Here is a 22,519-nt window from a genome sequence, read left to right on the forward strand (position 1 = left end):
TCAGGGGTGCAAAGCGGCGCCCTTGGTGGCCTTGTCGACATCCTTCTTCGGGCCGTGGAGCGCGAGGCCGACGAGGTCCGGCGCGTCGGCGGGCTCGGCTGCGAAGACCGCGCGGTTGGCCGCGTCGTGCCCGGTCTCGAACATCGCCCGGACATAGGCGCTGCGGGTGAGATCGCGCTGGATCGCCTGCTGCCAGGCCCGCTGCAGCACCTCCGCGGAGGCCGCGAAGATGAGAATCGGCTGGCCCAGCAGCCGGGCGTGAGGGCGTCCCGCCGCGTCGCGATAGGGCTCGCCCATGGCGTCGGGCACGGCGCCGGCGATGCCGGTCGCCAGGAACGCGGTGACGTTCAGCTTCTGCCACACGGCGAGGTCGTCGCGGACCAGGATGGCCACCTTGGTGTCGAACATCGGGGATCTCCCTGCGGGTGCTGGACCGCAGGGCTAGAGAGGCGCGAGGGCGGCGTCTGGAACGTTCGTGCGCCCGCGGCGATACACGGCCGGGGTGAGGCCGTAGGCGCGGCGGAACCGGCGGCCGAGATGGCTCTGGTCGGAAAAGCCGGCCGCCAGCGCGGCTTCCGCCGGCGGCATTCCGGCGCGCAGCAGGGCGCGGGCCCGGGCGAGGCGGATCTCGATCAGGCAGGCATGCGGCGAGGAGCCGAAGCGCTTGCGAAAGGCGCGGGCGAGCTGGAACCGGTCGGCGGCGCCGGCCGCTTGCGCGAGCGCGTCGAGCCCGAAGGTCGTCGCCGCGTGCGCCCGGATGAAATCCATCGCCCGCTCGGCGACCATCGGGTCGCGCCCGGGCGAGGACCTCGGCATTCCGGCGTCGAGATGGCGGCGCAGATGCGCGGCGAGTTCATCCAGGGCAGCGTCGGTCTCAAGGAGCGGGGCGGCGCCGAACACGGCGCGACAGGCCCGGTCGATCGCCCAGCCGAATGCGGGGTCGTCGGCGAGGGTGCGGCGAAAGCCGATCCGCGCGTCGCTGCCGCCCATCTGCCGGCGCAGCCAGGCCTGCGGCAGGTACAGCATGCTGTAGCGGAAGCCCGGCTCCCGGACCGCCTGCCCGTCGTGGCGCTCACCGGGCTCGATCAGGATCAACCGGCCGGGCGTGCTCTGCCGGCGCGCGCCGCGGCAGTAGAAATCCTGGACCCCGTCCTGCGTCACGCCGACCAGCCACTCGTCGTGGTGGTGCATGTCGTAGGCATGGCCGAGGAACCGCGCCGTCACCGCCTCGACGCCGCTCGAGGGCTCCCGCCGGAGATGGACGAAGTCGCGGGGCCGGGCGGCGCGGGTCTCGGCGGGAGCCTGGGTCATGGGTCGATGTTTGGCTGATCAATCCGCTCTGCGCGATTGCCTCTGAGAGCTTGCTCGATTGGCTCCCAAAGGATTCACTCTCTCCACGTCATTCCGGGGCCGCGAAAGCGGAGCCCGGAATCTAGACGCTCAGGTGGCCCAGAACGAAGCGGACCGCTCACTGCTTTATCCTGAACCCCCTGCGGTTCTGGATTCCGGGCTCCGCTTTCGCGGCCCCGGAATGACACGGAGGGTATGATAACTGTCGAGGGGAGCCGAACTGTCTCGCGCCCTCCGCCCGTCAGCGCCGGCGCACGAAGCCGACGATGTCCTTCACCGCGGCGACGTTGGGCGCCGCGATGGCCTCGGCCCGTGCCGCGCCGTCGGCGAGCACCGCGTCGATATGGGCCGGATCGGCGACGAGGCGCTTCATCTCGGCGCCGATCGGCCCGAGCTTGGCCACCGCGAGGTCGACCAGCGCGCCCTTGAAGGCCGAGAACTGGGCGCCGCCGTATTCGCGCAGCACGTCCTCGCGGCTGGCGTCGTTGAGCGCCGCGAAGATGCCCACGAGGTTGTCGGCCTCGGGCCGCTTCTCGAGGCCGGCGATCTCGGAGGGGAGGGGCTCGGCGTCGGTCTTGGCCTTGCGCACCTTCTGGGCGATCGCGTCGGAATCGTCGGTGAGGTTGATGCGCGAATAATCGGACGGGTCCGACTTCGACATCTTCTTGGTGCCGTCGCGCAACGACATCACCCGGGCGGCGGGCCCGCCGATCAGCGGCTCTGTGATGGGGAAGAATCCCTCGCCGTGGCCCTGGGCGGCGATGGCGCCGGCGAAGTCGTTGTTGAACTTCTGGGCGATGTCGCGGGTCAGTTCGAGGTGCTGCTTCTGGTCCTCGCCCACCGGCACGTGGGTGGCGCGGTAGGCCAGGATGTCGGCCGCCATCAGCACGGGATAGTCGTAGAGGCCGACGCTGGCGTTCTCGCGGTCCTTGCCGGCCTTCTCCTTGAACTGCGTCATGCGGTTGAGCCAACCGAGGCGGGCGACGCAGTTGAAGATCCAGGCGAGTTCGGCGTGCTGCGGCACCTGACTCTGGTTGAACACCACCGAGCGGGACGGATCGATGCCGGCCGCCAGAAAGGCCGCGGTGACCTCGCGGATCTGCCGCGTCAGCTCGCCCGGGTCCTGCCAGACCGTGATCGCGTGCAGGTCGACGACGCAGTACAGGCACTCGAACTGCGCCTGCATGGCGACGAAGCGCTTGATCGCGCCGAGATAATTGCCGAGGTGCAGGTTTCCGGTCGGCTGGACGCCGGAGAAGACCAGTTCCTTGAACGCGGGCATCGTGATCGTCGTCCCTTGGGTCAAGCCGTCCCTTGGCCGAGGGCTGTCACAATCCCGCGGGCGCGGCGTTCTGGACCGTTCCGGGAGGGGGGTCAAGCGGGCCGGATCAGGGGTGCAGCGCCGCCGTGTCGCGCAGGGGCCGGGCCTCCGTCCGGGCCTGTCCGGTGGGGCAGAGATCGAGCACCGCGCACCGCCCACAGGCCGGGTTGCGGTGGAAGCAACAGCGCTGGCCGTGCAGCATCAGGATCTCGTGGTTGTCGTAGAGCGTCTGCGCGTCCCAGTCGGCCGGCAGCTGGGCGCGCAGGATCGCGTGGGCGGGTCCGACATCGACCTTCGGGCCGATGAGCCCGGTGCGCTGCGCCACGCGGTGGTGGTGGCTGTCGACCGGAAGCGCCGGCATCCGCAAGGTGCTGAACGACAGGACCGCCGCGCTGGTCTTCGGACCGATGCCGGGGATCGCCTCGAGCCAGGCGCGCGCCGCCTGCACCGGCATGTCGCGCAGGAAGCCGAGATCGAGCCCGCCGGCGCGCTCCTGCACCGCGCGCAAGACCGCCTGGATCCGCGGCGCCTTCAGCTCCGGCCAGGTCACGCCGGCGATGAGCGCCTGCACCTCCTCGGTCGGCGCAGCGACGAGGGACTCCCAGTCGTTGAACCGCGCCCGCAGGGCCTTGAAGGCGCGGCCCGACTCCGCGTTGCGGGTGCGGTGCGACAGGAGCGAGGAGATCAGCTCGCTCACCGGGTCGAGGTCGTGGAAGTAGGGGATCGGACAGCCATAGACCCCGCACAGCCGGCGATGGATGGCGAGGGCCTTTCCGGTGAGATCGTGTCCGGCGAGATCCGGCCTCGACAGGTCTTGTCCCGGATGGTCTTTGGATGCGGGGCTCATGACGGGGTGAATCGTCGAAGTCCCGCCCGCGTTCCGGCTGCGGCACCGCGTCCCGTCCATGCACGTCCCGAGCCTCCCGCGGCGCTGCCGCCGACCGGGAGTTGCGTGAGAGACAATCAGGCCTGATCGGACCGGGTCTCGTCCTTCTTGCGCTCGTGGCGCAGGAGCAGCGGGGTCTGGGCCAGCGCGAAGGCGAGGGTGAGCGGCATGATGCCGAACACCTTGAAGCTGACCCAGAAATCCGTGGTCTGGGTGCGCCACACCACCTCGTTCACGGCCGCGAGAAAGAAGAAGAACAGGCCCCAGCGGAAGGTGAGCTTGCGCCAGCCCTCCTGGGTGAGGTCGAACACGCTGTCGAGCACGAGGGCCAGCAGCGGCCGGCCGAAGGCGAGGCCGCCGAGCAGCACCGCCCCGAACAGGCTGTTGACGATGGTGGGCTTGAGCTTGATGAACAATTCGTCGCGCAGGAGCAGGGTGAGCCCGCCGAACACCACTACCACGACGCCGGAGACGAGCGGCATGATCGGCAGCCGCCGCACCCAGACGTAATGGACCGCGAGCGCCACCAGGGTGGCGACGATGAACAGCCCGGTCGCCACGAACAGGCGCTGGTCGGCGGCAAAGCCGAACCGGTCGGCATAGGCGTTGCCGAAGAAGAACACCCCGAGGGGGCCGAGCTCCAGGGCGAGCTTGGCGAGGGGCGGCAGGTGGGCCTGCGGCGGGACGGCTTCGATCTGCATGGGGCGGGGGCGACGCTCCTGTTCAGGCGCCTGTGCGGACGCCACCTCCCGGGCAGGTGGGCCCGCGCGGGCGCCAGCGCAACGGAAGCGACGCCATAGACCGGCGCGGCCGGTCCATCCAACCCCAAAACCCGCCCCTCCGCGAAGTCCGGCCGCTCCTTTACCGGGCCTCGGTCTCCACCCCGGGGCGGAGCGCGGCGGTGCGGCGGCGCTCGCAGGCGACCTTGAGATAGGTCTCGCCCCCGCGCAACAGACCGCTCTGCGCCGCCAGGGTCTCGCCCTGCATCAGGCAGGTGAGCGGCGTCGGCGCCGGGGCGACCGCTACGTCGAGCGCCGTCTCGCGGGAGCAGTCCGGCGCCGCCAGCGCGCTGGCGCAGACCAGGGCGACGGTAAGAAAATCCGCCATGCCACCTCCACCGGCCGCTCGCGATGCAGATTGGGCGGCGATCCGGACCGGACGGATGCTCGCGCTTCACCGAGTGGAGCGATTCGCGTGCCAGTCTTGGACCAAGGTCGAATGCCGCCACCTCGTGTTGCAGTGCAGCAACGCGCGGGCCGGCAGGGTCAGCGCAGGGAGTTCCACCAGTCGGCGAAGCTCTCCGGGCCTGGGGCGCCGGTGTCGCACGCCTCGCGACCGAGGCGGCGGAACGCACCCGGCGACAGGCCGAAGGCCGCCTTGAAGGCTCGGCCGCCGTCGGACTCGCTCGAGAAGCCGCTGGCGAGCGCGAGATCCGCGATCCGGGCGGTCTCGTCCGGACGAACCAGCAAGCTGCGCAGCCGCGCCAGCCGGCGGCTGCGGATAGCGCGGGCGACGCCGCCGCTCGGTTCGAAGGCCCGGTAGAGCACCGAGCGGGACACGCCGATGGCCCGGGCCACCGCGTCGGGGGTGGTTGCCAGGTGGGCGTCGATGTAGTGGCGCGCCCGCCGGCGGCAGGCGGCCGCGGCGGCCACCTGCAGGGCCGCCTGTCCGGTCTCCGAAGGCCCGGCGGGCTGGCGGCCCAAGGCGTTCAGGCCCGACAGCGTGAGCGCCAGGAGCTCCGAGGTCGCCCGCGCCAGGCGCTGGCGGTCGCCCGGGCCGTGACCGTGCAACTCGTCGAGGATCGAGCCGAGGAAGAGGGCGAGGAGCCGCGCCCGGTCCTGCGGCACGATGGCGCCGTGCAGGCGCCCGGTCTCGTGCACCACCGTCTCGATCTCGGCGCGGGGGATCGAGAGGGTGAGCACGCGGGCGCGATCCGCGCGGGTCTCCATCGGCCGACTCATGTCGATGAGGGCGATCTCGCCCGGTGCGACGACCCGGCTGCCCCCGGGCGTGTCCACCGTGAGGGCGCCGCCCAGGACGAGTTGGGCCGTGAAATGGTCGAAGCCATCGCGCAGGACCCGCCGGGGCGCCCGGGCATGGGCGACGCCCCGTAGCCGACGGTCGAACAGGATCATGCCGTCGAGACGCTCGGCCGTGACCTCGACCGCGAAGGTCTCGTCGAGCCGGCCTACATCCGCCGCCGACGCGTAAAGGTCGTGATAGGCCTCGAACCCGTCCTGGCCGGTCTGCGCGGCAACATCGGTCGAGAACCGCAATCCCGCCTTGCGCCGGATCGTTGCGTCGTCGTCGGGCATAGACCGCCAAGCCAAGTCGTCGTCACCCCGGATTTCCGGCATGCCGGGTCAACGTAAAAATTTCGTCAGGCTAAGGCTGTCACGTCTTACCCATTGTCAACCATCGAACAAACGCGATCCTGAGCATCGCAGGGCGGACTATGCAATCCATCCCGATGTCTCGCCGGGTCGTCCCGATCGGCCGCTGCGGCATCGACAGCGACGATCCGGTCCTGCTCGGGTCCCCACCTGGACCCATCATTTCGCAGAGCCAGCCATACATGGACGGACTGACCTATGCCATCGGGGATATCCATGGCTGTGCGAACGCCCTAGAGGACCTCCTCGACCGGATCGAGGCTCATCGGGCGGGCCGGTCCCGGCAACTGGTCTTCCTCGGCGATTATATCGACAAGGGTCCCGAGAGCGCCCGCGCCGTGGCCATCGTCAGGCGGGTGCAGGAGCGGGCCCCCGACACCGTCGTGTGCCTGATGGGCAACCGGGAGGCCGCCCTGCTGCGCGCCGCGCACGATTCCCGCCGTGAGGCGGCCTGGCTCGCGACGGGCGGTGACCGGACCCTGTCCTCCTACGGCGTCGCCGGGATCGCGGATCTTCCGACCGATGCGCTGTCCTGGATCGCCGGGCTGAAGACCGTGCACGAGGACGCGTTGCGCTACTACGTCCATGCCGGCTTCCGGCCGGGCCGGCGCGGCATCGATCCGAGCGTGCAGGCCCGCCTCTGGATCCGCGAGCCGTTCCTGTCCGTCGACTACGATTTCGGCAAGCACGTCGTCCACGGGCATACGCCGTGCTACGCGGGGCATCCCGACCGCCACCCGTACCGCACCAACCTCGACACCGCCCCGTTGCGGACCGGCCGGCTGACCGCCGCGGTGTTCACCCGGACCGATCCCGCTCCGGTCGCCTTCCTGCAATCGCAGCCCGGCTGACGGGGCCGGGACCGTCCCGGAGCCGAGGCCATTGCCCGGGGCTCCGCCGGGAGCCTCACGACCCGGACCTGTCGGCCTCCGCATCCGCGCCCTGCGCCGCGAGCGTCAGGATCAGGCGCGCCACGCGCAACCGGAACTCCGGAGGGGTGATCCGCCGGAACGCCGCCAGGACCGCCTTGTCGTCGAGACAAGCCGCCTCGTTTGCCACGGGATCGCTCCCGATCGCGCCGATGTCCGGCAGGATGAAGAACGAATCGACCGGGCACCGCAAGACAGGACAAATCTTCCAGAGTATGCTGGCGCTTACATTGTCCTGCCCCAGCTCATACTTCATGATCTGGTGATCGGAGACGCCGATCAGGATGCCCAATTTCAGCCGCGAGACTCTCCAGCTCAAGCGAAATTCTCGGATCTTTTGGCCGACCGCGCGCTTCGTCGCGCGTTCGTCAAAATATATATTTTCTTCGATCAATTGTCATGCCTCGCATGAACATTCTCAGATCTCTCGATCGATAAAGTATGGCGCAACGCGCGCCGATACCATATTTTCCTAACCGACCATGATCAAGGCGTCCGGAGCCATGACAAATTTTACGCAGATCAGCTTCGATCTGATATCGGAGATCAAGCAAAGCAACTGCCTCGATCAGATACATTCCATACTTGATAAATCTGCGAACATCTTTGGATACAACACGTTCGTTATCGCCGAAGCGCCGCTGAAATCACGCGACATGCTGCAGGACCGGCTCATGCTGGCGCGGTGGCCGGAGCAATGGTCGGAGCGCTACGGCGAGCAGGGCTACATCCATCACGATCCCGTCGTCGCCCATACGCGGCGGATGACCGGTCCGTTCCGCTGGTCGGAAGCCCCGATCGGCCGCGACGAGCGCCTCGCCCGGATCATCATGGGCGAGGCCTCCGAGATCGGATTGCGCGACGGCTACTGCATCCCGATCCAGGATCTGACGTGCACGCGCATCGTCTCGTTCGGCGGCTCGCATCTCGATCTGCCGGACCAGGCCGCCTCCGGCCTGCACATGCTGGGAATCTACGCCGACCTGACCTTCCGCGCGCTCACCTCGGCCGCCGCGAAGCGGCGAGAGGCCGCGCCGGGCGCGCCGCGGTGCTCGCCGCGCGAGATCGAGTGCATCAAGTGGGCGGCGGCCGGCAAGACCGGGTGGGAGACGTCCGAGATCCTGTCGCTGTCGCATCGCACGGTCGAGAGCTACCTGAACACGGCGGCCCAGAAGCTCGGGGCGGCCAACCGCGTCCACCTCGTCGCCCAGGCCCTGCGCCAGGGCATCATAGACTAACGCCGCAACCGTAAAATCACGGGATACCACAACAGCTAACAAATGCCTTATCCGCTCTCTCCAGGAGGAGCGGACATGATCACTGTCATCGACTCAGCAAATTATCATCAAAGCGCCCATCTTCTCGATGCCATGTATCAATTTCGGCATCGCGTCTTCGTCGACATCATGAAGTGGGAAGCGTGTCGCAAGCCGGACGGGCGCGACATCGATCAGTTCGACGGGCCGGACTGCATCCATGTCGCGGCGCTCGACGGCGAGGCGGTCATCTCGTACTCCCGCCTGCTCCCGACGACGCGGCCGCACCTGCAGAGCCACGTCTATCCGGAGCTGCTGCAGGGCCGGACGGCGCCGACCGGGCCGCACATCCTCGAATGGACGCGCTGTGCCGCCGCGCCCTGGCGCCGGCCGAACAGCCTCGCGGCCGATCCGAATGCCGGGCGCCAGTTCCTCGCCGTCACCGAGCTGACGCCGGCCCTCGGCTTGACCGGCTACCTGGCGCAGGTCCATCCGACCATGATCACGAAGCTCACCACGATGGGCTGGGACGTCGAGCCCCTGGCGCTCCCGACCCGCTACGACGGCCACCTCGTGGTGCCGATCCACATGATCTGGACGCCTCAGACCGCCGACGCGACCCGGCGCGCCTTCGGGCTCACCGGCACCGCCTACGACGTGCTGCCGCACGCGCTGCCGGCGCCGCGCAACCACCCCACGCACTACGCCTCGTAGACACGCGATCCTTCGACCTGCGACCAGCCGAACCCGGGCCATGAACCAGCCGCACACCCCACCGACCATCGACGACATCGCCGTGATCCTGCCCGGGCTCGTCCGGGCCCTCGGGCTCATCATCGAGCAGATGGAGCCCCTGCTGGATCTGTCGTGCCACGCAACCAACCTGCCCGAGGAGACGGCGGACAGGATGGCCGATATCGGCCAGACCCTGACCGAGCACGCCCACACCCTCATGCGCGAGGCGGCCCGCCGGCGGCAGGCCGGACCGGGCCGCCTCGCGCTCGCGCCCGGTCCGGCCGAACCGCCCGCCGTATAGAGCGGCCGCGAAGACGCGGCGCGGGCTGGCCGCGCCGCGTTTGTGCCTTGACGAGACGGGCTCGAACGCTGTTTATGTCGCCGAAGGGCAGCGGTGATATGCCAGGACGGCAATCGTTTGAGCCACTTAGAGCACGTCACGATCGCGCTGTAATCGTGAAGCTCTCTAAGACTTTGTTTTGTCGCATTTTCTTCGACGAACCGGTGTCCACTTCGTCGGAAAATGCTCTAGCCGGTGTAGCACAGCGGTAGTGCAGCGGTTTTGTAAACCGAAGGTCGGGGGTTCGATCCCCTCCGCCGGCACCACTCATCCCGGACCGGATTCGGGACGGCTCGACCCCAGGGCGGCCCAAGTTGCGGGGGCGTCCCTGCTCCGCGCTCTCGCTCTGTCCCACGCGCCCGACTGCGGCGACGCTGGCCCGATCCCTGCAAGCACGGGCGCGAGCACGAGGTAACGAAGCAGCATGACGATTCGTCCCAAGGTCGCGTTCATCGGCACCGGCGGCACCCTCTCGTCGGTGGGCCGCGATCCCCTCGACATCCTCGACTACACCGCCACCGGCGAGCGCCTGGAGGCGGAGGAGATCCTGGCCCGGGTGCCGGAAGCCGCGAGCGTCGCCGAGGTGGTGCCGATGCGCTACCGGGCGGTGACGAGCCCCGGCATCGGATTCTCCGACTGGAAGGAACTGGTGCTGCTCTGCGAGCGGCTGGTCGCCGAGCATCCGGACCTCGCCGGCATCGTCATCGGCCACGGCACCGCCACCCTGGAGGAGACCGCCTACGCGCTGAGCCTCACCCTGACGGTCGCGGTGCCGGTGGTGCTGGTGGGTTCGCAGCGGCCGATCAGCGCCCTGTCGAGCGACGCCCCCCTCAACCTCGTCGCCGCCCTGCGCACGGCGGCCGCGCCGGAATCCCGCGGCCGCGGCGTGCTCGTGGTGCTCAACGACGAGATTCAGGCCGCCCGCGAAGTGACCAAGACCTCGGTCGCCCGGCTCCAGACCTTCCGGACGCCGGATTTCGGCGTGCTCGGCCAGGTCGACGGGCCGCATGTGCGCTACTACCGCCGGTCCGAGCGGCGCCACGCCCCCGGCACCCCATTCGACATCCGCGGCCTCGACGCCCTGCCGCGGGTCGACGTCTCCTACGCTTATGCCGACGCCGACGGTACGGCGGTGCGGGCCTTCGCGGCGGCGGGCGCGCGCGGCATCGTCTCGGCGGGGCTCGCCCCAGGCATGACGCCGCCGGCGGAGGCCGAGGCGCTCGGCGCGGCGGCCGCCGCCGGCATCGCCGTGGTGCAGTCGACCCGCGCCGGCAGCGGCGTGGTGCCGGACACCAACCGCCTCGCCGAGCTCGGCATCCTCAGCGCCGACAACCTGACGCCGCAGAAGGCCCGCATCCTGCTGGCCCTTGCCCTCACGGTGACCCGTGACCCGGCGGCGTTGCGGGACATCTTCGCGACCTATTGAGGCATGAGCGCGCGGGATCGACGGCTTGACCCGCCCGGCAATTGCCAGGCCCGCCGGCCCTGATCTAGGGTCTTACGGCCACGCCCGACGACTGCCCCCGCGGGTCGGGCCGGCGGCAGGTCGGGCCGGCGCAGTCTGAACACCTTCGTCAGCGCCCGACCTGCACGATGGGGCAAGAATCCGGGGGAACACATCCCCCGGGGGGAGACGACGCCCGATGGTGCGCCTCAACAAGATCCGGGCCGGCGAGGTCGCGGTCGCGCCGCCCGCCGCGGACGATGCCGGCCTCATCTTCATCGGCCGCATCCGCACCCCCTGGACCGACCGGCTCGGCTGCCCGCGCCAGGGCCGGGCCGACGGGCCGGCCTGCCGGATCGAGGTGTTTGCGCCCTGGCGCGAGGCCCTCGACGGCGTCGCGCTCTACGAGCGCCTGGAGGTGCTGTACTGGCTCGACCGCTCGCGCCGCGACCTGGTGCGCCAGAGCCCGGCCGATGACGGCACCACCCGCGGCACCTTCTCGCTGCGCTCGCCGGTGCGGCCGAACCCGATCGGCACCAGCATCGTCCGGCTGATCGGGGTCGAGGACGGGATCGTGCACGTGCGCGGCCTCGATTGCCTCGACGGGACGCCGCTCCTCGACATCAAGCCGGACCGCACCCTGTTCACGCCCCTGGCGCCGCCGCAGGCCGGGGATGCGGAGACCGGCGACGCGTGAGACGGACCGCCCTCGTTCTCCTACTCCTTGTTCAGGCGCTCGTGGTCCCGGGGACGCCCGTCCGGGCCGAGCCGGAGCCGGCCGTGACGCCGCTGCCAATGCAGGAGGTCGCTCCCGGAACCTTCGTCTATGCCGCGCCCTACGCGCTGGCCGGGCGGGACAACGACGGCGCCATCGCCAATGTCGGTTTCGTCATCGGGCACGAGGCGGTGGCGGTGATCGATACCGGCGGCAGCCTGCGGGCGGGTCAGCGCCTGCGCGCGGCGCTCCGGCAGCGGACTGCCCTGCCGGTGCGCTACGTCGTCAACACCCACGTCCATCCCGACCACGTGCTGGGCAACGCCGCCTTCGCGGAGGAGGGGGCGACTTTCGTCGGCCATCACGCCCTGCCGGAGGCGCTGGCGGCGCGGGCGGGCGACTACATGCGGGCCAATGCCGGCCTCGTCGGTCCCGGCTTTGCCGGCACCCGGATCGTGCCGCCGACCCTCCTGGTCTCGACGCGCCTCGATCTCGATCTCGGCGGGCGCGTGCTGCGCCTCGAGGCCTGGCCGACCGCCCACACCAACAGCGACCTGACGGTGCGCGACGAGGGCACCGACACCTGGTTCCTCGGCGACCTGCTGTTCGTCGGCCACGTGCCGGCCCTCGACGGGCGGCTCACCGGCTGGATCGCGACCCTGCGCGCCCTGAAGGCGCGCCCCGCCGCCCGGGTGGTGCCGGGCCACGGCCCCGCCGCCGTTCCCTGGCCGGTCGCCGCCGGCCCGATCGACCGCTACCTCGCGGATCTCGAGCGCCAGGTGCGGGCGATGGTGCGGGACGGGACCCCGATCGGCGAGGCCGGCCGGGCCGCTCGGGATGAAGCGGGGGAGTGGGCCTTGTTCGACGATTTCAACGCCCGCAACGCCACCACCGCCTACCAGGAACTGGAGTGGGAATAATCGACGACTTACGGTTACGTGCGCCCCTTCAGGCAAACCCGTTCGTCGACCAATGAATCCGATTACGATTGGTTGATGTTGCGTAGCACAATCTCGATGCTGCTTTGCAGCATACAGGGCGATATATACCTTAGTTATCGATTTCGACGCCGGTCAGGGGCGCCCTGCCGCAGGCAGGTGTGTTGACGGCGTCCCAATTTCTCTTAGAGTTCCTTCAAGCTTCGGTTTCAACGGTGCCGCCAGGGGAAGGCGGTGTTCGGTTCGCAGACACGGCAAGGCCCGTCCGGGTCCCCTTCACGCCAGCCCCGCTGGCGGCCGGTTGTGACACGCTGCCGAGGCCAACGACATCCCCAAACGCAAACAACAGGAACGGCTCGATGCGTCCCGTCTCGGGGCGCGCGGCGGAATGCACCTGTCGGAGGAATCCATGAGAGCGGTCCATCTCCTTGCGGTGAGCGCGGGCATCCTCGGTGCCGTGCCGGCACTGGCCAACGAAGACGTGCTGAAGCGTTCGGCCAATCCGGCCGAGCAGGTCCTTCAGACGGTCGACTACGCCAACACGCGCTATTCCAAGCTCGACCAGATCAACACCGGCAACGTCAACAAGCTGCAGGTGGCCTGGACCTTCTCGACCGGCGTGCTGCGCGGCCACGAGGGCTCGCCGCTGGTCGTCGGCGACGTGATGTACGTCCACACGCCGTTCCCGAACATCGTCTACGCGCTCGACCTTAACCAGGAGGGCAAGATCCTCTGGAAGTACGAGCCGAAGCAGGACCCCAACGTCATCCCGGTGATGTGCTGCGACACGGTCAACCGTGGCCTGGCCTATGCCGACGGCGCGATCTTCCTGCACCAGGCCGACACCACCATCGTCTCGCTCGACGCCAAGAGCGGCAAGGTGAACTGGTCGGTGCAGAACGGCGACCCGAAGGTCGGCGAGACCAACACCGCCACCGTGATGCCGGTGAAAGACAAGCTGATCGTCGGCATCTCGGGCGCCGAGTACGGCATCCGCGGCCACATCACCGCTTACGACCTCAAGACCGGCAAGCAGGCCTGGCGCGCCTACAATGTCGGCCCCGATGCCGAGATGAAGATCGACCCGGAAAAAACCACCGAGCTCGGCAAGCCGGTCGGCAAGGACTCGTCGATCAAGACCTGGGAAGGCGACCAGTGGAAGACCGGCGGCGCCTCGACCTGGGGCTGGTACTCCTACGATCCGAAGCTGAACCTGGTCTATTACGGTACCGGCAACCCCTCGACCTGGAACCCGAAGCAGCGCCCGGGCGACAACAAGTGGTCGATGACGATCTTCGCCCGTGACGCCGATACCGGCATGGCGAAGTGGGTCTACCAGATGACCCCCCACGACGAGTGGGACTATGACGGCATCAACGAGATGATCCTCACGGATCAGAAGATCGGCGACAAGGAGCGGCCGCTCCTCACCCACTTCGACCGCAACGGCTACGGCTACACCCTCGACCGCGCCACCGGCGAGCTGCTCGTCGCCGAGAAGTACGATCCGGCGGTGAACTGGGCCACCAAGGTCGACATGGACAAGTCGTCCAAGACCTACGGCCGTCCGCTCGTCGTCGCCAAGTACTCGACCGACCAGAACGGCGAGGACACCAACTCGAAGGGCATCTGCCCGGCGGCGCTCGGCTCCAAGGACCAGCAGCCGGCGGCCTACTCGCCCAAGACCAACCTGTTCTACGTGCCGACCAACCACGTCTGCATGGATTACGAGCCGTTCCGGGTGAGCTACACCCCGGGCCAGCCCTATGTCGGTGCGACCCTGTCGATGTACCCGGCGCCCAACAGCCACGGCGGCATGGGCAACTTCATCGCCTGGGACAACGTGGCCGGGAAGATCAAGTGGTCGGTGCCCGAGCAGTTCTCGGTGTGGTCGGGCGCTCTCGCCACCGCCGGCGACGTGGTCTTCTACGGCACGCTGGAGGGTTACCTGAAGGCGGTCGATTCCAAGACCGGCAAGGAACTCTACAAGTTCAAGACCCCGTCGGGCATCATCGGCAACGTGATGACCTACCAGCACAAGGGCAAGCAGCAGATCGCCGTCCTGTCGGGCGTCGGCGGCTGGGCGGGCATCGGCCTCGCGGCCGGTCTCACCGACCCGAATGCCGGCCTCGGCGCGGTCGGCGGCTATGCCGCCCTGTCGAGCTACACCAACCTCGGCGGCCAGCTGACCGTCTTCACCCTGCCGAACTGACGGTTGGTCAACCGGCTGCGACCATAGCATCTCAGACCTAAGTCCGGGCCGGCGCGGGTTTCCGCGCCGGCTCTCTCATGATTAGATGCCAAAGACGACGGTGCCGCCGCGGCATGTGTGGCAGACACCCAAAGTTGTCAGGGAGAAACGTCCGTTGCGTGACCTCAGCAAAGCTGTTCTGCGGCCGTTCGCGGCCGGCCTCGCCCTCGCAGCCCTCTCGCTGGTTGCAGTCCATGCTGAGGATGCCAAGAAAGCGGATCCGGCGCTGGCCAACCAGCTCAACCCCAACGACAAGACCGCCGAGCCCGACGAGAAGCTGCTCGCCAAGGACGCCGCCGTGAAGGTGGAGGACGGCAAGTACTTCGACGCCGCCGGCGCCCCGACCTTCCACGTGACCGACAACGGCAAGAAGGTCGACTGGTACAGCTATTCCGGTTATCGCCGCTACCACGCCGAGTGCCACGTCTGCCACGGTCCGGACGGCATGGGCTCGACCTACGCCCCGGCGCTGAAGGACTCGCTGAAGTATCTCTCCTACGAGGAATTCGTCGGCATCGTCGTCGGCGGCAAGCAGGACGTCAACGCCTCGACCCAAAAGGTCATGCCGGCCTTCGGCGACAACAAGAACGTCACCTGCTACATGGACGACCTCTACGTCTACCTGAAGGCACGAGCCGCTGGCGCGATGGGCCGGGTGCGTCCGGGCGAGAAGGAGGACAAGCCGGAGGCGGCGCGCAAGGGCGAGAAGGAGTGCCTGGGCGGCTGATGGCGCGGGGACATCTCCTTCGGGCCTCTCTCCTGGCGGCCGGCCTCGCGCCGGCCCTCGCGGGCGCGCAGGGGCTGCCGGACCTCGTCACGCCCGACGCGCTGCGGGTCTGCGCCGATCCCGGCAGCATGCCGTCCTCCGAGCGCCAGGGTGACGGGTTCGAGAACCGCATCGCGGCGATCGTCGCCGACGAGCTGAAGGTGAAGCTGCGGTACTACTGGCTCACCCAGGGGCCGGGCTTCGTGCGCAACACCCTCGGCACCGGCCTGTGCGACGTCATCATCGGCTCAGCCTTCGGCAGCGAGCTGGTGCAGCACACCAACCCCTATTACCGCTCGGCCTACGTTCTGGTGGCGCGGCGCGGCAGCCTCGACGGCCTGACCGGGCTCGACGATGCCCGCCTCAAGGGCAAGGCGATCGGGGTGATCGTCGGCACGCCGCCGGTCGACCGGATGGGCGCGCTCGGTCTCGTGCCGACGATGAAGCCCTATCCGCCCTACCAGTTCGATCCGGCGCGCAAGCACCAGACCGTCTCGGCCGAGATCGTCGCCGACGTCGCCTCGGGCAAGCTCGACGCGGCCGTTTTGTGGGGGCCCGCCGCCGGCTGGCTCGCGCGTCAGGCCGGCGGCCTCGACGTGGTGCCGCTCCTGCGCGAGCCCGACCGGCCGCCACTCGCCTACCGCATCGCCATGGGGGTGCGGCACGGCGAGAACGAGTGGAAGCGGGTCCTCAACACCGCGCTCCGCAAGCGCCGGGCCGAGATCGAGGCGGTGCTCCGCGACTACGCGGTGCCGCTCCTCGACGAGGAGGAGAACCGGCTCCTGCCGGCGGAAGGCAAGCCGTGAGGCGGGGCCTCGCGGCCGCGATCCTGATCCTGGCCGCGACCATGGCCCGGGCCGCGCCGACGGAGCCCGACGGCTACCGCCAGGAGGATTACCGCAGCCCGACGCCCGCCGCCTTGCGCGGCGCGACGACCCTCACCACGCCGGAGGCCGAGCGGCTGTGGCGCGCCGGCGCCGCTTTCGTCGACGTGCTGCCGCGCCCGCCCCAGCCCACCACCCTGCCGCCCGGCACGATCTGGCGCGACGCCCCCCACGACAGCATCCCGCACGCCCACTGGCTGCCCAATACCGGCTTCGGCGCCCTGGCGCCGCAGACTGAAGACTATTTTCGCAGCGGCCTCACGGCGGCGACGGAGGGCCGATTCGAAAAGCCCGTGGTGCTGTTCTGCCAGCGCAACTGCTGGATGTCGTGGAACGCCGCGAAGCGCGCCGTGGCGCTGGGCTACCGGAGCGTCCACTGGTACCCGGACGGGACCGACGGCTGGGGCGAGGCCGGCCTGCCCCTCGAGCGGGCGAGCCCGGCGGCGCCGTGACGCTCACGCTTGGGCGTGGCATGCAGGAAGCGTCCGAATCGGGAGACACAGCATGGGCCAAGAGATGAGCGAGGCACGGGTCGCCATCGTCACCGCCGGCGGCAGCGGCATGGGGGCCGCGGCCGCCCGCAAGCTGGCGGCGGACGGCTTCCGGGTCGCGATCCTGTCCTCGTCGGGCAAGGGCGAGGCCCTGGCGGACTCCCTCGGCGGGCTCGGGGTGACGGGGTCGAACCTCTCGCCGGACGATCTCGCCCGCCTCGTCGACCGGACGATGGAGCGCTGGGGGCGGGTGGACGTGCTCGTCAACAGCGCCGGCCACGGCCCCAAGGGTCCGCTCCTCGATCTCACCGACGAGGACTGGAGCCGCGGGATGGAGGTCTACTTCCTCAACGTGGTGCGGCCGACCCGCCTCGTCACGCCGATCATGAAGCGCCAGGGCGGCGGCACGATCATCAACATCTCGACCTTCGCGGCCTTCGAGCCCGAGCAGGCCTTTCCGACCTCCGGGGTCTTCCGCTCGGGGCTCGCCGCCTTCACCAAGCTCTTCTCCGACCGCTACGCCGCCGACAACGTCCGGATGAACAACATCCTGCCAGGCTTCATCGACAGCTTGCCGGAGAAGCCGGGTATCCGCGACCGCATCCCGATGGGCCGCTATGGCCGCGAGGACGAGATCGCTGCCGTCGTCTCGTTCCTGGCCTCGGAGGGCGCGGGGTACATCACCGGGCAGAATGTGCGGGTGGATGGGGGGATCACGCGGTCGGTGTAGGGGCGCGGGTCCGGGCAACGATCACCAGACCGATCCGACGGTACTCCCACCCACAGGGTCATCCCGGGGCTCGGCGGAGCCGAGAACCCGGGATCCATAACTGCCGAGGGCGCAGGCTCAGGCTGAACCCTGTCCGCCTCATCCTGAACCGTCGGCGGTTATGGATCCCGGGTTCCGCTGCGCGGCCCCGGGATGACACGGAGGGTGTGAGGATCGTCGAGCCCGGCATGGGGCGCTGGGAGGGGGCGCGATGATCGGGCCACGGGCGAACGCCCTCAGCCATCCGTCTCCACCGGCTCGATCCCGCTCCGATCCAGCCGCGCCAGCGCCTGCACCACCGTCTCCCCGCCGATCACCAGGTCCGGCGCGATCTCGGCGAGCGGCACCAGCACGAAGGCGCGCTCGCGCAGGAAGCGGTGGGGCAGCACCAGGCGCGTGTCGGAGACCGTGGCGCCGGCATAGTGCAGCACGTCGATGTCGATCACCCGCGGGCCCCAGCGGCGCTCGCGCACCCGGCCGAGGCGGGTCTCGACGGACAGGCAGGCTTCCAGGAGCGCGTGGGGCGACAGTGTCGTCTCGATGCCGAGCGCCGCGTTGAGGAACCAGTCCTGGTCGGTGTCGCCCCAGGGCGGGGTGCGGTAGTGGCGCGAGCGGGCCGTCACTGTGATGCCGGGCGTGGCCGCAAGGGCCGCGACCGCGGCGTCGAGCATCGCGACCTTGTCGCCGAGATTGCTGCCGAGCCCGAGATAGGCCTCAGTCACGGCGCGTCCTCGTGATCTCGACCGCGACGCCGTCGAGCACCAGCGGCACCGGCGCGCCCGGCTTGTCGATCCGCACGGTCAGGCTCTCGATCGCCGGGAAGGCGGCGAGCGCGTCCTGCGCGATCGTCTCGGCCAGGGCCTCGATCAACCGGAATCGCCGCTCGGTGGCGATGCGGTGGGCGAGGCCGGCGAGGTCGGCATAGCTCACCGTGGCAGCGATGTCGTCGCTTGTGCCGGCATCGCGCAGATCGAGGCGGGCCTCCAGCGAGAGGTAGAAGCGCTGGCCGAGCACCTCCTCCTCCGGCAGCACGCCGTGGCGGGCGAACACCGCGAGGCGGTGGATCAGGATGCGGTCCACCCGTTCAAGCTCCGATGCGGGAGGCGGGGCGCGTGATCGCGTCGACCACCTGGCAGGCCTCGACATGGGGGCGCACGTCGTGCACCCGCACGATGTCGGCCCCGAGCGACGCCGCGGCGACGTGGGCGGCGATCGAGCCGAACAGCCGGTCGGCCGGGGCGGTCGCGGCGTTGTGGATGCGCCCGAGCACCGATTTTCGCGAGACGCCGACGAGGAGCGGGAAACCGAGCGTCTTCAACTCGGGCAGGCGCCGCAGCGCCTCCAGGTGCTGCTCCCAGCTCTTGCCGAAGCCGATCCCGGGATCGAGCACGATGTCGTGGTCGGGGATGCCGGCCCGGCGGGCGATGGTGAGCGAGCGCTCGAAGAAGGCCCGCATCTCGTCCACGATGTCGAGGCTCGGATCGATGGTCTCGCGGTTGTGCATCACCACCACCGGCGCGCCGTGATGGGCCGCGACCCGCGCGATCTCCGGCTCCCGCTGCAGGCCCCAGACGTCGTTGACGATGCCGGCGCCTGCCTTGAGGGCCATGTCGGCGGTCGAGGCCTTGTAGGTGTCGATCGAGATCGGGACGGGGAGGGCGGGGCCGAGCATCCGGATCGCCGGCAGCACCCGGGCCTGCTCCTCCTCGGCCGGCACCGGCACGTGGCCGGGACGGGTCGATTCGCCGCCGATGTCGAGGAGCGCCGCGCCTTCCTCGACCAGGCGGGCGGCTTGATCCCGCGCCGCGTCGAGGTCCTGGAAGCGGCCGCCATCCGAGAACGAATCGGGCGTGACGTTCAGGATGCCCATCACCAGGGTGCGGCGGCCGAGATCCGGCAGCAGGGCGGCGAGTGCAGACACGGGCGAAGGATCCTCGAGACGACCGCTCCGGGATAGGCCGGCGGACGCCGGCGCGCAACGGCACCCCGCCGATCACGGTCCGGCGAGACGAGGCGCGAAACCGCGTCCCTTCAGGGGCTTACCCTGGTGCCGGGCGGACGCGTCCTCTACATTGGTCGAACCACGAGAGGTCCGCCGGGGCCCGCATTGGAGAGAACGTCATGAGAGTGCTGGCGGCCTTGAGCGTCGCGGCGATGCTGGCCGGGCCGGCCGCGGCGCAGGACGAGCGGCCCGAGACCACCTGGACCGAGCTGCGTCCCTCCATCCTCGGTGAGCGCCCGATCCGGGACGGCGCCGGGCTCGTGAGCCTGGAGGCGCCCAAGCGCGCGGAGGATGCCGCCCTCGTGCCGGTGACCCTGCGGATCGCGCTGCCCGAGGGCGATCCCCGCCGGGTGAAGAGCCTGACCCTGGTGGTGGACGAGAACCCTTCGCCGGTGGTCGGCACGATCCGGTTCGCGCAAGGACAGCGCCGCTTCGACCTCTCGACCCGCATCCGGGTGAATTCCTACTCCTACATCCGCGCCATCGCCGAGACCGAGGAGGGCGGGCTCTACATGACCAAGGCCTACGTCAAGGCGGCGGGCGGCTGCTCGGCGCCGGCGGTCAAGGACCCGGCCGAGGCCAAGGCCCATCTCGGCGAGATGCGCTTCCGCGCCTTCGCCGAGCGCGGCGAGGCCCAGGTGCAGGTCCGCCACCCGAATTATTCCGGCCTGCAGATGGACCAGGTGACCCGGCTCTACACCCCGGCCTGGTTCGTCGAATCCCTCACCGTGCGCCAGGGTGAGACGCCGCTCTTCGCGATGACCGGCGGCATCTCGATCAGCGAGGACCCGACCTTCCGCTTCTCCTTCGCCGGCAATGCCGAGCCAGTGACGGTGGCGGCCAAGGACACCGAGGGGCGGGTGTTCACCCGGACCTTCCCGGCGGGCGGCGGAACGTGACGGCACGATCTGGCGAGAGGACGATCCGGCGATGCGGCTCGGCTACCTGATTCTGTACGTTCCGGACGTGGCGGCGAGCGTCGCGTTCTATGAGCGCGCCTTCGGGCTGGCGCCGCGCTTCGTCCACGAGAGCGGGCAATATGCCGAGCTGGAGACCGGCGCGACGGCCCTGGCCTTCGCCGAAGAAACCTTCGTCGCGCAGACGTGCCCGGGCTTCCGCCCGAACCGCCGCGCCGAGGCGCCGGCGGGCTTCGAGGTCGGGCTGGTCGCCGAGGACGTCCCGGCCGCCTTCGCCCGGGCGGTGGCGGCGGGCGCGGTGCCCGTGACGGAGCCAGTGACCAAGCCCTGGGGCCAGATCGTCGCCTATGTGCGCGACGGGGACGGCGTGCTGGTGGAGCTGTGCAGCGCCATGGGCGGGTGATCCGTCCTGCGCTGCCGGCGCAGCCCGCGACCGTCACTGGGCCGTCGAGGCGGGCGTGATGGCCCCGGCGAAGATCGGCGCGCACCCTTGATCCCGCCCCGCAGCGAGGCGGCAGGCCGCGTCGACCGGGAGCATCGGGACCTCACGACGGGACGGGCAGGCGCCGGCGCACCAGGGCGACGTGGTACGCGACGCCGTGGGGCAGGGCGGCATCGTCGAAATCGTAGGTCGGGTTGTGGAGCGGCGCCGAGCCCTCGCTGTTGCCGAGGAAGACGAAGCAGCCCGGCACGTGGGCGAGGAAACGGGCGAAATCCTCCGATCCGGTCATCGGCGCCCGCGCGACGGCGACCGCGTCCGCCCCGAGCGCAGCCGCGGCCGCGGCGAGCGCCACCTCGGTGAGGGCGGGGTCGTTGAGGAGCGGCACGAACTCGCGGGTGTAGGCGACCTCGGCCGTCACGCCGTAGGCGCGGGCGGTGCCCTCCGCGATCGCCCGCATCTGCCGCTCGATCTCGGCGCTGACCTCCGGCCGGAAGCTGCGCGCGTCGCCGAGGATGCGGGCCCGGCCGGGCAGGGCGTTGCGGGTGCCGTCGGTGATCAGCTCCGTCACCGAGACCACCCCGACCTCGGTCGGATCGAGGCGGCGCGACACGATCGTCTGCAGGCTCATCACGGTGGCGCAGGCGGCGACCAGGACCTCGCTGCCCGTATGCGGCCGGGCGGCGTGGCCGCCGATGCCGGTGAGGACGATCTCGAAATTGTCCTCCGCCGACATGATCGGGCCGGGGCGGGTCTCGAACCGGCCGATCCCTAAGCCCGGCAGGTTGTGGAGGCCGTGGATCTCCTCGAAGGGGAAACGCTCCATCAGGCGATCGTCGAGCATCGCGAGGGCGCCGCGGCCCCATTCCTCGGCGGGCTGGAACAGGAAGCGCACCGTGCCGTCGAAGCCGCCCTCCGCGGCGAGTTGCCGGGCGGCGCCGAGCAGCATCGCCGTGTGGCCGTCATGGCCGCAGGCATGCATGGTGCCGGCGTGGCGCGAGCGGTGGGGACGCGTGCCCTGCTCGGAGATGCGCAGGGCATCCATGTCAGCGCGCAGCGCGATCGATCGCTGGCCGCAGCCGCGCCGGAGCGTGCCGACGATTCCGGTGCCGCCGACGCCCTCGGCGACCTCGTCGAGGCCGAATTCCCGCAGCTTCTCCGCCACGAAGGCGGCGGTGCGTCGCTCCTCGAAGCCGAATTCGGGATGGGCGTGGAGGTCGCGCCGCCAGGCGACCATCTCTCGCAACAGAGCGGAATCACTCGTCATCGCGCGTTCCCCGACTCGTCCTCGGGCAGGGCGCCCTCGGTGACGAGGATGAGGAGGCAGCTGTCGCGGTCGAGCCGCAGCTCCGCTGCCTGGGCCGGATCGGCGAGAGCCGCCAGGGCGCCGGCGAGGCCGGCCGCGCCGGAGGGCGTCGTCGCGGGGCCGCCCACCTCGGCGAGGACTTGCGGCGCCCGCCGCAGCTCGGCTTCCGTGACGGTCGCGACCTGGGCGCCGTGGCGGCGCAGGACCGCCAGGGCCGGGGCGCTGGCCTCGCCGCAGGACAGCATCTCGGCTTCGGTATGGAGGTCCCCCGGCACCCGGACCGGGCGGCCGGCGGCGAGGGCGGGCGCGAGGCAGGCCGCCTGCTCCGGCTCCACCGCCACCACGAGGCCGGGGTGGCTGAGCCAGCCGGCCAGGCCCTCAGCCATC

The 22,519-nt window shown here is 70.1% G+C and carries 27 protein-coding genes and 1 tRNA gene; 15 read left to right on the plus strand and 13 right to left on the minus strand.

What is annotated here, in order from left to right; translation table 11 throughout:
- The 7 genes from ABZT49_RS26240 to ABZT49_RS26270 all read right to left on the minus strand — a co-directional run bounded on the left by ABZT49_RS26240 (nt 1) and on the right by ABZT49_RS26270 (nt 5,872).
- Nucleotides 1-408, minus strand: coding sequence for a DUF2000 domain-containing protein (locus ABZT49_RS26240; RefSeq protein ID WP_355290436.1), 408 nt, complete (start codon nt 406-408; stop codon nt 1-3).
- Nucleotides 409-441: 33 nt separating this feature from the next.
- A complete protein-coding gene (locus ABZT49_RS26245; protein WP_355290438.1) occupies nt 442-1,311 on the minus strand; it encodes an AraC family transcriptional regulator in 870 nt (289 codons plus the stop codon).
- A 280-nt stretch (nt 1,312-1,591) separates the two neighbouring features.
- Nucleotides 1,592-2,632 (minus strand): tryptophan--tRNA ligase, encoded by a 1,041-nt coding sequence (gene trpS / locus ABZT49_RS26250; RefSeq protein WP_355290440.1) that lies wholly within the window; start codon nt 2,630-2,632, stop codon nt 1,592-1,594.
- A gap of 106 nt (nt 2,633-2,738) precedes the next feature.
- Nucleotides 2,739-3,518, minus strand: coding sequence for a Fe-S cluster assembly protein HesB (nth, locus tag ABZT49_RS26255; RefSeq protein WP_355290442.1), 780 nt, complete (start codon nt 3,516-3,518; stop codon nt 2,739-2,741).
- A 116-nt stretch (nt 3,519-3,634) separates the two neighbouring features.
- The gene (locus ABZT49_RS26260; protein ID WP_355290443.1) at nt 3,635-4,258 is read right to left on the minus strand and encodes a septation protein A; all 624 of its coding nucleotides are present in this window, start codon (nt 4,256-4,258) and stop codon (nt 3,635-3,637) included.
- A 160-nt stretch (nt 4,259-4,418) separates the two neighbouring features.
- Nucleotides 4,419-4,664: a hypothetical protein gene (locus ABZT49_RS26265; protein ID WP_355290445.1), complete on the minus strand. Its 246-nt coding sequence runs from the start codon at nt 4,662-4,664 to the stop codon at nt 4,419-4,421.
- 158 nt (nt 4,665-4,822) lie between these two features.
- A complete protein-coding gene (locus ABZT49_RS26270; protein ID WP_355290447.1) occupies nt 4,823-5,872 on the minus strand; it encodes a helix-turn-helix domain-containing protein in 1,050 nt (349 codons plus the stop codon).
- 260 nt (nt 5,873-6,132) lie between these two features.
- Between ABZT49_RS26270 and ABZT49_RS26275 the strand changes: the two genes are divergently transcribed.
- Nucleotides 6,133-6,801: a metallophosphoesterase family protein gene (locus tag ABZT49_RS26275; protein WP_355290449.1), complete on the plus strand. Its 669-nt coding sequence runs from the start codon at nt 6,133-6,135 to the stop codon at nt 6,799-6,801.
- A 55-nt stretch (nt 6,802-6,856) separates the two neighbouring features.
- On the opposite strand, the gene ABZT49_RS26280 is transcribed toward ABZT49_RS26275, so the two are convergent.
- A complete protein-coding gene (locus ABZT49_RS26280) occupies nt 6,857-7,273 on the minus strand; it encodes a hypothetical protein (protein ID WP_355290451.1) in 417 nt (138 codons plus the stop codon).
- Nucleotides 7,274-7,361: 88 nt separating this feature from the next.
- Here ABZT49_RS26280 and ABZT49_RS26285 point away from each other — a divergent pair, with 88 nt between their 5' ends.
- The 12 genes from ABZT49_RS26285 (at nt 7,362) to ABZT49_RS26340 (ending at nt 17,429) form a co-directional block, all read left to right on the plus strand.
- Nucleotides 7,362-8,117 (plus strand): LuxR family transcriptional regulator, encoded by a 756-nt coding sequence (locus tag ABZT49_RS26285; protein ID WP_355290453.1) that lies wholly within the window; start codon nt 7,362-7,364, stop codon nt 8,115-8,117.
- 75 nt (nt 8,118-8,192) lie between these two features.
- A complete protein-coding gene (locus ABZT49_RS26290) occupies nt 8,193-8,849 on the plus strand; it encodes an acyl-homoserine-lactone synthase (protein WP_355290455.1) in 657 nt (218 codons plus the stop codon).
- A gap of 40 nt (nt 8,850-8,889) precedes the next feature.
- On the plus strand, nt 8,890-9,171 hold the full coding sequence (locus tag ABZT49_RS26295; RefSeq protein WP_355290457.1) for a hypothetical protein: 282 nt from the start codon (nt 8,890-8,892) through the stop codon (nt 9,169-9,171).
- A 230-nt stretch (nt 9,172-9,401) separates the two neighbouring features.
- A tRNA-Thr gene (locus tag ABZT49_RS26300) sits at nt 9,402-9,476 on the plus strand.
- Nucleotides 9,477-9,634: 158 nt separating this feature from the next.
- Nucleotides 9,635-10,636, plus strand: a complete 1,002-nt coding sequence (locus ABZT49_RS26305; protein WP_355290458.1) for an asparaginase — start codon at nt 9,635-9,637, stop codon at nt 10,634-10,636.
- Nucleotides 10,637-10,853: 217 nt separating this feature from the next.
- A complete protein-coding gene (gene tsaA, locus ABZT49_RS26310) occupies nt 10,854-11,351 on the plus strand; it encodes a tRNA (N6-threonylcarbamoyladenosine(37)-N6)-methyltransferase TrmO (protein ID WP_355290460.1) in 498 nt (165 codons plus the stop codon).
- Nucleotides 11,352-11,392: 41 nt separating this feature from the next.
- Entirely contained in the window at nt 11,393-12,289 is an 897-nt protein-coding gene (locus ABZT49_RS26315; protein ID WP_407943575.1) for a quinoprotein relay system zinc metallohydrolase 2, read from the plus strand.
- Nucleotides 12,290-12,716: 427 nt separating this feature from the next.
- A complete protein-coding gene (gene xoxF5 / locus ABZT49_RS26320) occupies nt 12,717-14,519 on the plus strand; it encodes a lanthanide-dependent methanol dehydrogenase XoxF5 (protein ID WP_355290462.1) in 1,803 nt (600 codons plus the stop codon).
- 154 nt (nt 14,520-14,673) lie between these two features.
- A complete protein-coding gene (locus tag ABZT49_RS26325) occupies nt 14,674-15,285 on the plus strand; it encodes a c-type cytochrome, methanol metabolism-related (RefSeq protein ID WP_355290464.1) in 612 nt (203 codons plus the stop codon).
- Entirely contained in the window at nt 15,285-16,130 is an 846-nt protein-coding gene (xoxJ, locus tag ABZT49_RS26330) for a rare earth element methanol dehydrogenase accessory protein XoxJ (protein ID WP_355290466.1), read from the plus strand. Before ABZT49_RS26325 ends, xoxJ begins: the two co-directional genes overlap by 1 nt.
- Nucleotides 16,127-16,660 carry a PQQ-dependent catabolism-associated CXXCW motif protein gene (locus tag ABZT49_RS26335; protein ID WP_355290468.1) on the plus strand — a complete coding sequence of 178 codons (534 nt, stop codon included), beginning with the start codon at nt 16,127-16,129 and terminating at the stop codon, nt 16,658-16,660. Before xoxJ ends, ABZT49_RS26335 begins: the two co-directional genes overlap by 4 nt.
- 64 nt (nt 16,661-16,724) lie before the next feature.
- On the plus strand, nt 16,725-17,429 hold the full coding sequence (locus ABZT49_RS26340; RefSeq protein WP_355290488.1) for an SDR family oxidoreductase: 705 nt from the start codon (nt 16,725-16,727) through the stop codon (nt 17,427-17,429).
- Nucleotides 17,430-17,704: 275 nt separating this feature from the next.
- Here ABZT49_RS26340 and folK read toward each other — a convergent pair whose 3' ends face one another.
- The 3 genes from folK to folP are packed head-to-tail and all read right to left on the minus strand — an operon-like array spanning nt 17,705 to nt 19,338.
- Nucleotides 17,705-18,190, minus strand: a complete 486-nt coding sequence (gene folK, locus ABZT49_RS26345) for a 2-amino-4-hydroxy-6-hydroxymethyldihydropteridine diphosphokinase (protein WP_355290470.1) — start codon at nt 18,188-18,190, stop codon at nt 17,705-17,707.
- Nucleotides 18,183-18,548, minus strand: a complete 366-nt coding sequence (folB, locus tag ABZT49_RS26350) for a dihydroneopterin aldolase (protein ID WP_355290472.1) — start codon at nt 18,546-18,548, stop codon at nt 18,183-18,185. Before folB ends, folK begins: the two co-directional genes overlap by 8 nt.
- A gap of 4 nt (nt 18,549-18,552) precedes the next feature.
- Nucleotides 18,553-19,338 carry a dihydropteroate synthase gene (gene folP / locus ABZT49_RS26355; RefSeq protein WP_355290490.1) on the minus strand — a complete coding sequence of 262 codons (786 nt, stop codon included), beginning with the start codon at nt 19,336-19,338 and terminating at the stop codon, nt 18,553-18,555.
- A 251-nt stretch (nt 19,339-19,589) separates the two neighbouring features.
- On the opposite strand from folP, the gene ABZT49_RS26360 reads away from it, so the two are divergent.
- Nucleotides 19,590-20,369: a quinoprotein dehydrogenase-associated SoxYZ-like carrier gene (locus ABZT49_RS26360; RefSeq protein WP_355290474.1), complete on the plus strand. Its 780-nt coding sequence runs from the start codon at nt 19,590-19,592 to the stop codon at nt 20,367-20,369.
- Between the two features lie 31 nt (nt 20,370-20,400).
- Nucleotides 20,401-20,790, plus strand: a complete 390-nt coding sequence (locus tag ABZT49_RS26365) for a VOC family protein (RefSeq protein WP_355290475.1) — start codon at nt 20,401-20,403, stop codon at nt 20,788-20,790.
- 142 nt (nt 20,791-20,932) lie between these two features.
- Here the strand turns inward: ABZT49_RS26365 and ABZT49_RS26370 are convergent, their stop codons facing one another.
- Both ABZT49_RS26370 and ABZT49_RS26375 read right to left on the minus strand, forming a co-directional pair.
- Nucleotides 20,933-22,093, minus strand: coding sequence for an amidohydrolase (locus tag ABZT49_RS26370; RefSeq protein WP_355290477.1), 1,161 nt, complete (start codon nt 22,091-22,093; stop codon nt 20,933-20,935).
- A partial coding sequence (locus tag ABZT49_RS26375; RefSeq protein WP_355290479.1) for a pyridoxal-phosphate dependent enzyme occupies nt 22,090-22,519 on the minus strand: 430 nt, incomplete at its 5' end. The genes ABZT49_RS26370 and ABZT49_RS26375, both read right to left, overlap by 4 nt.

The organism is Methylobacterium sp. EM32, from assembly GCF_040593685.1.
Classification (GTDB): domain Bacteria; phylum Pseudomonadota; class Alphaproteobacteria; order Rhizobiales; family Beijerinckiaceae; genus Methylobacterium.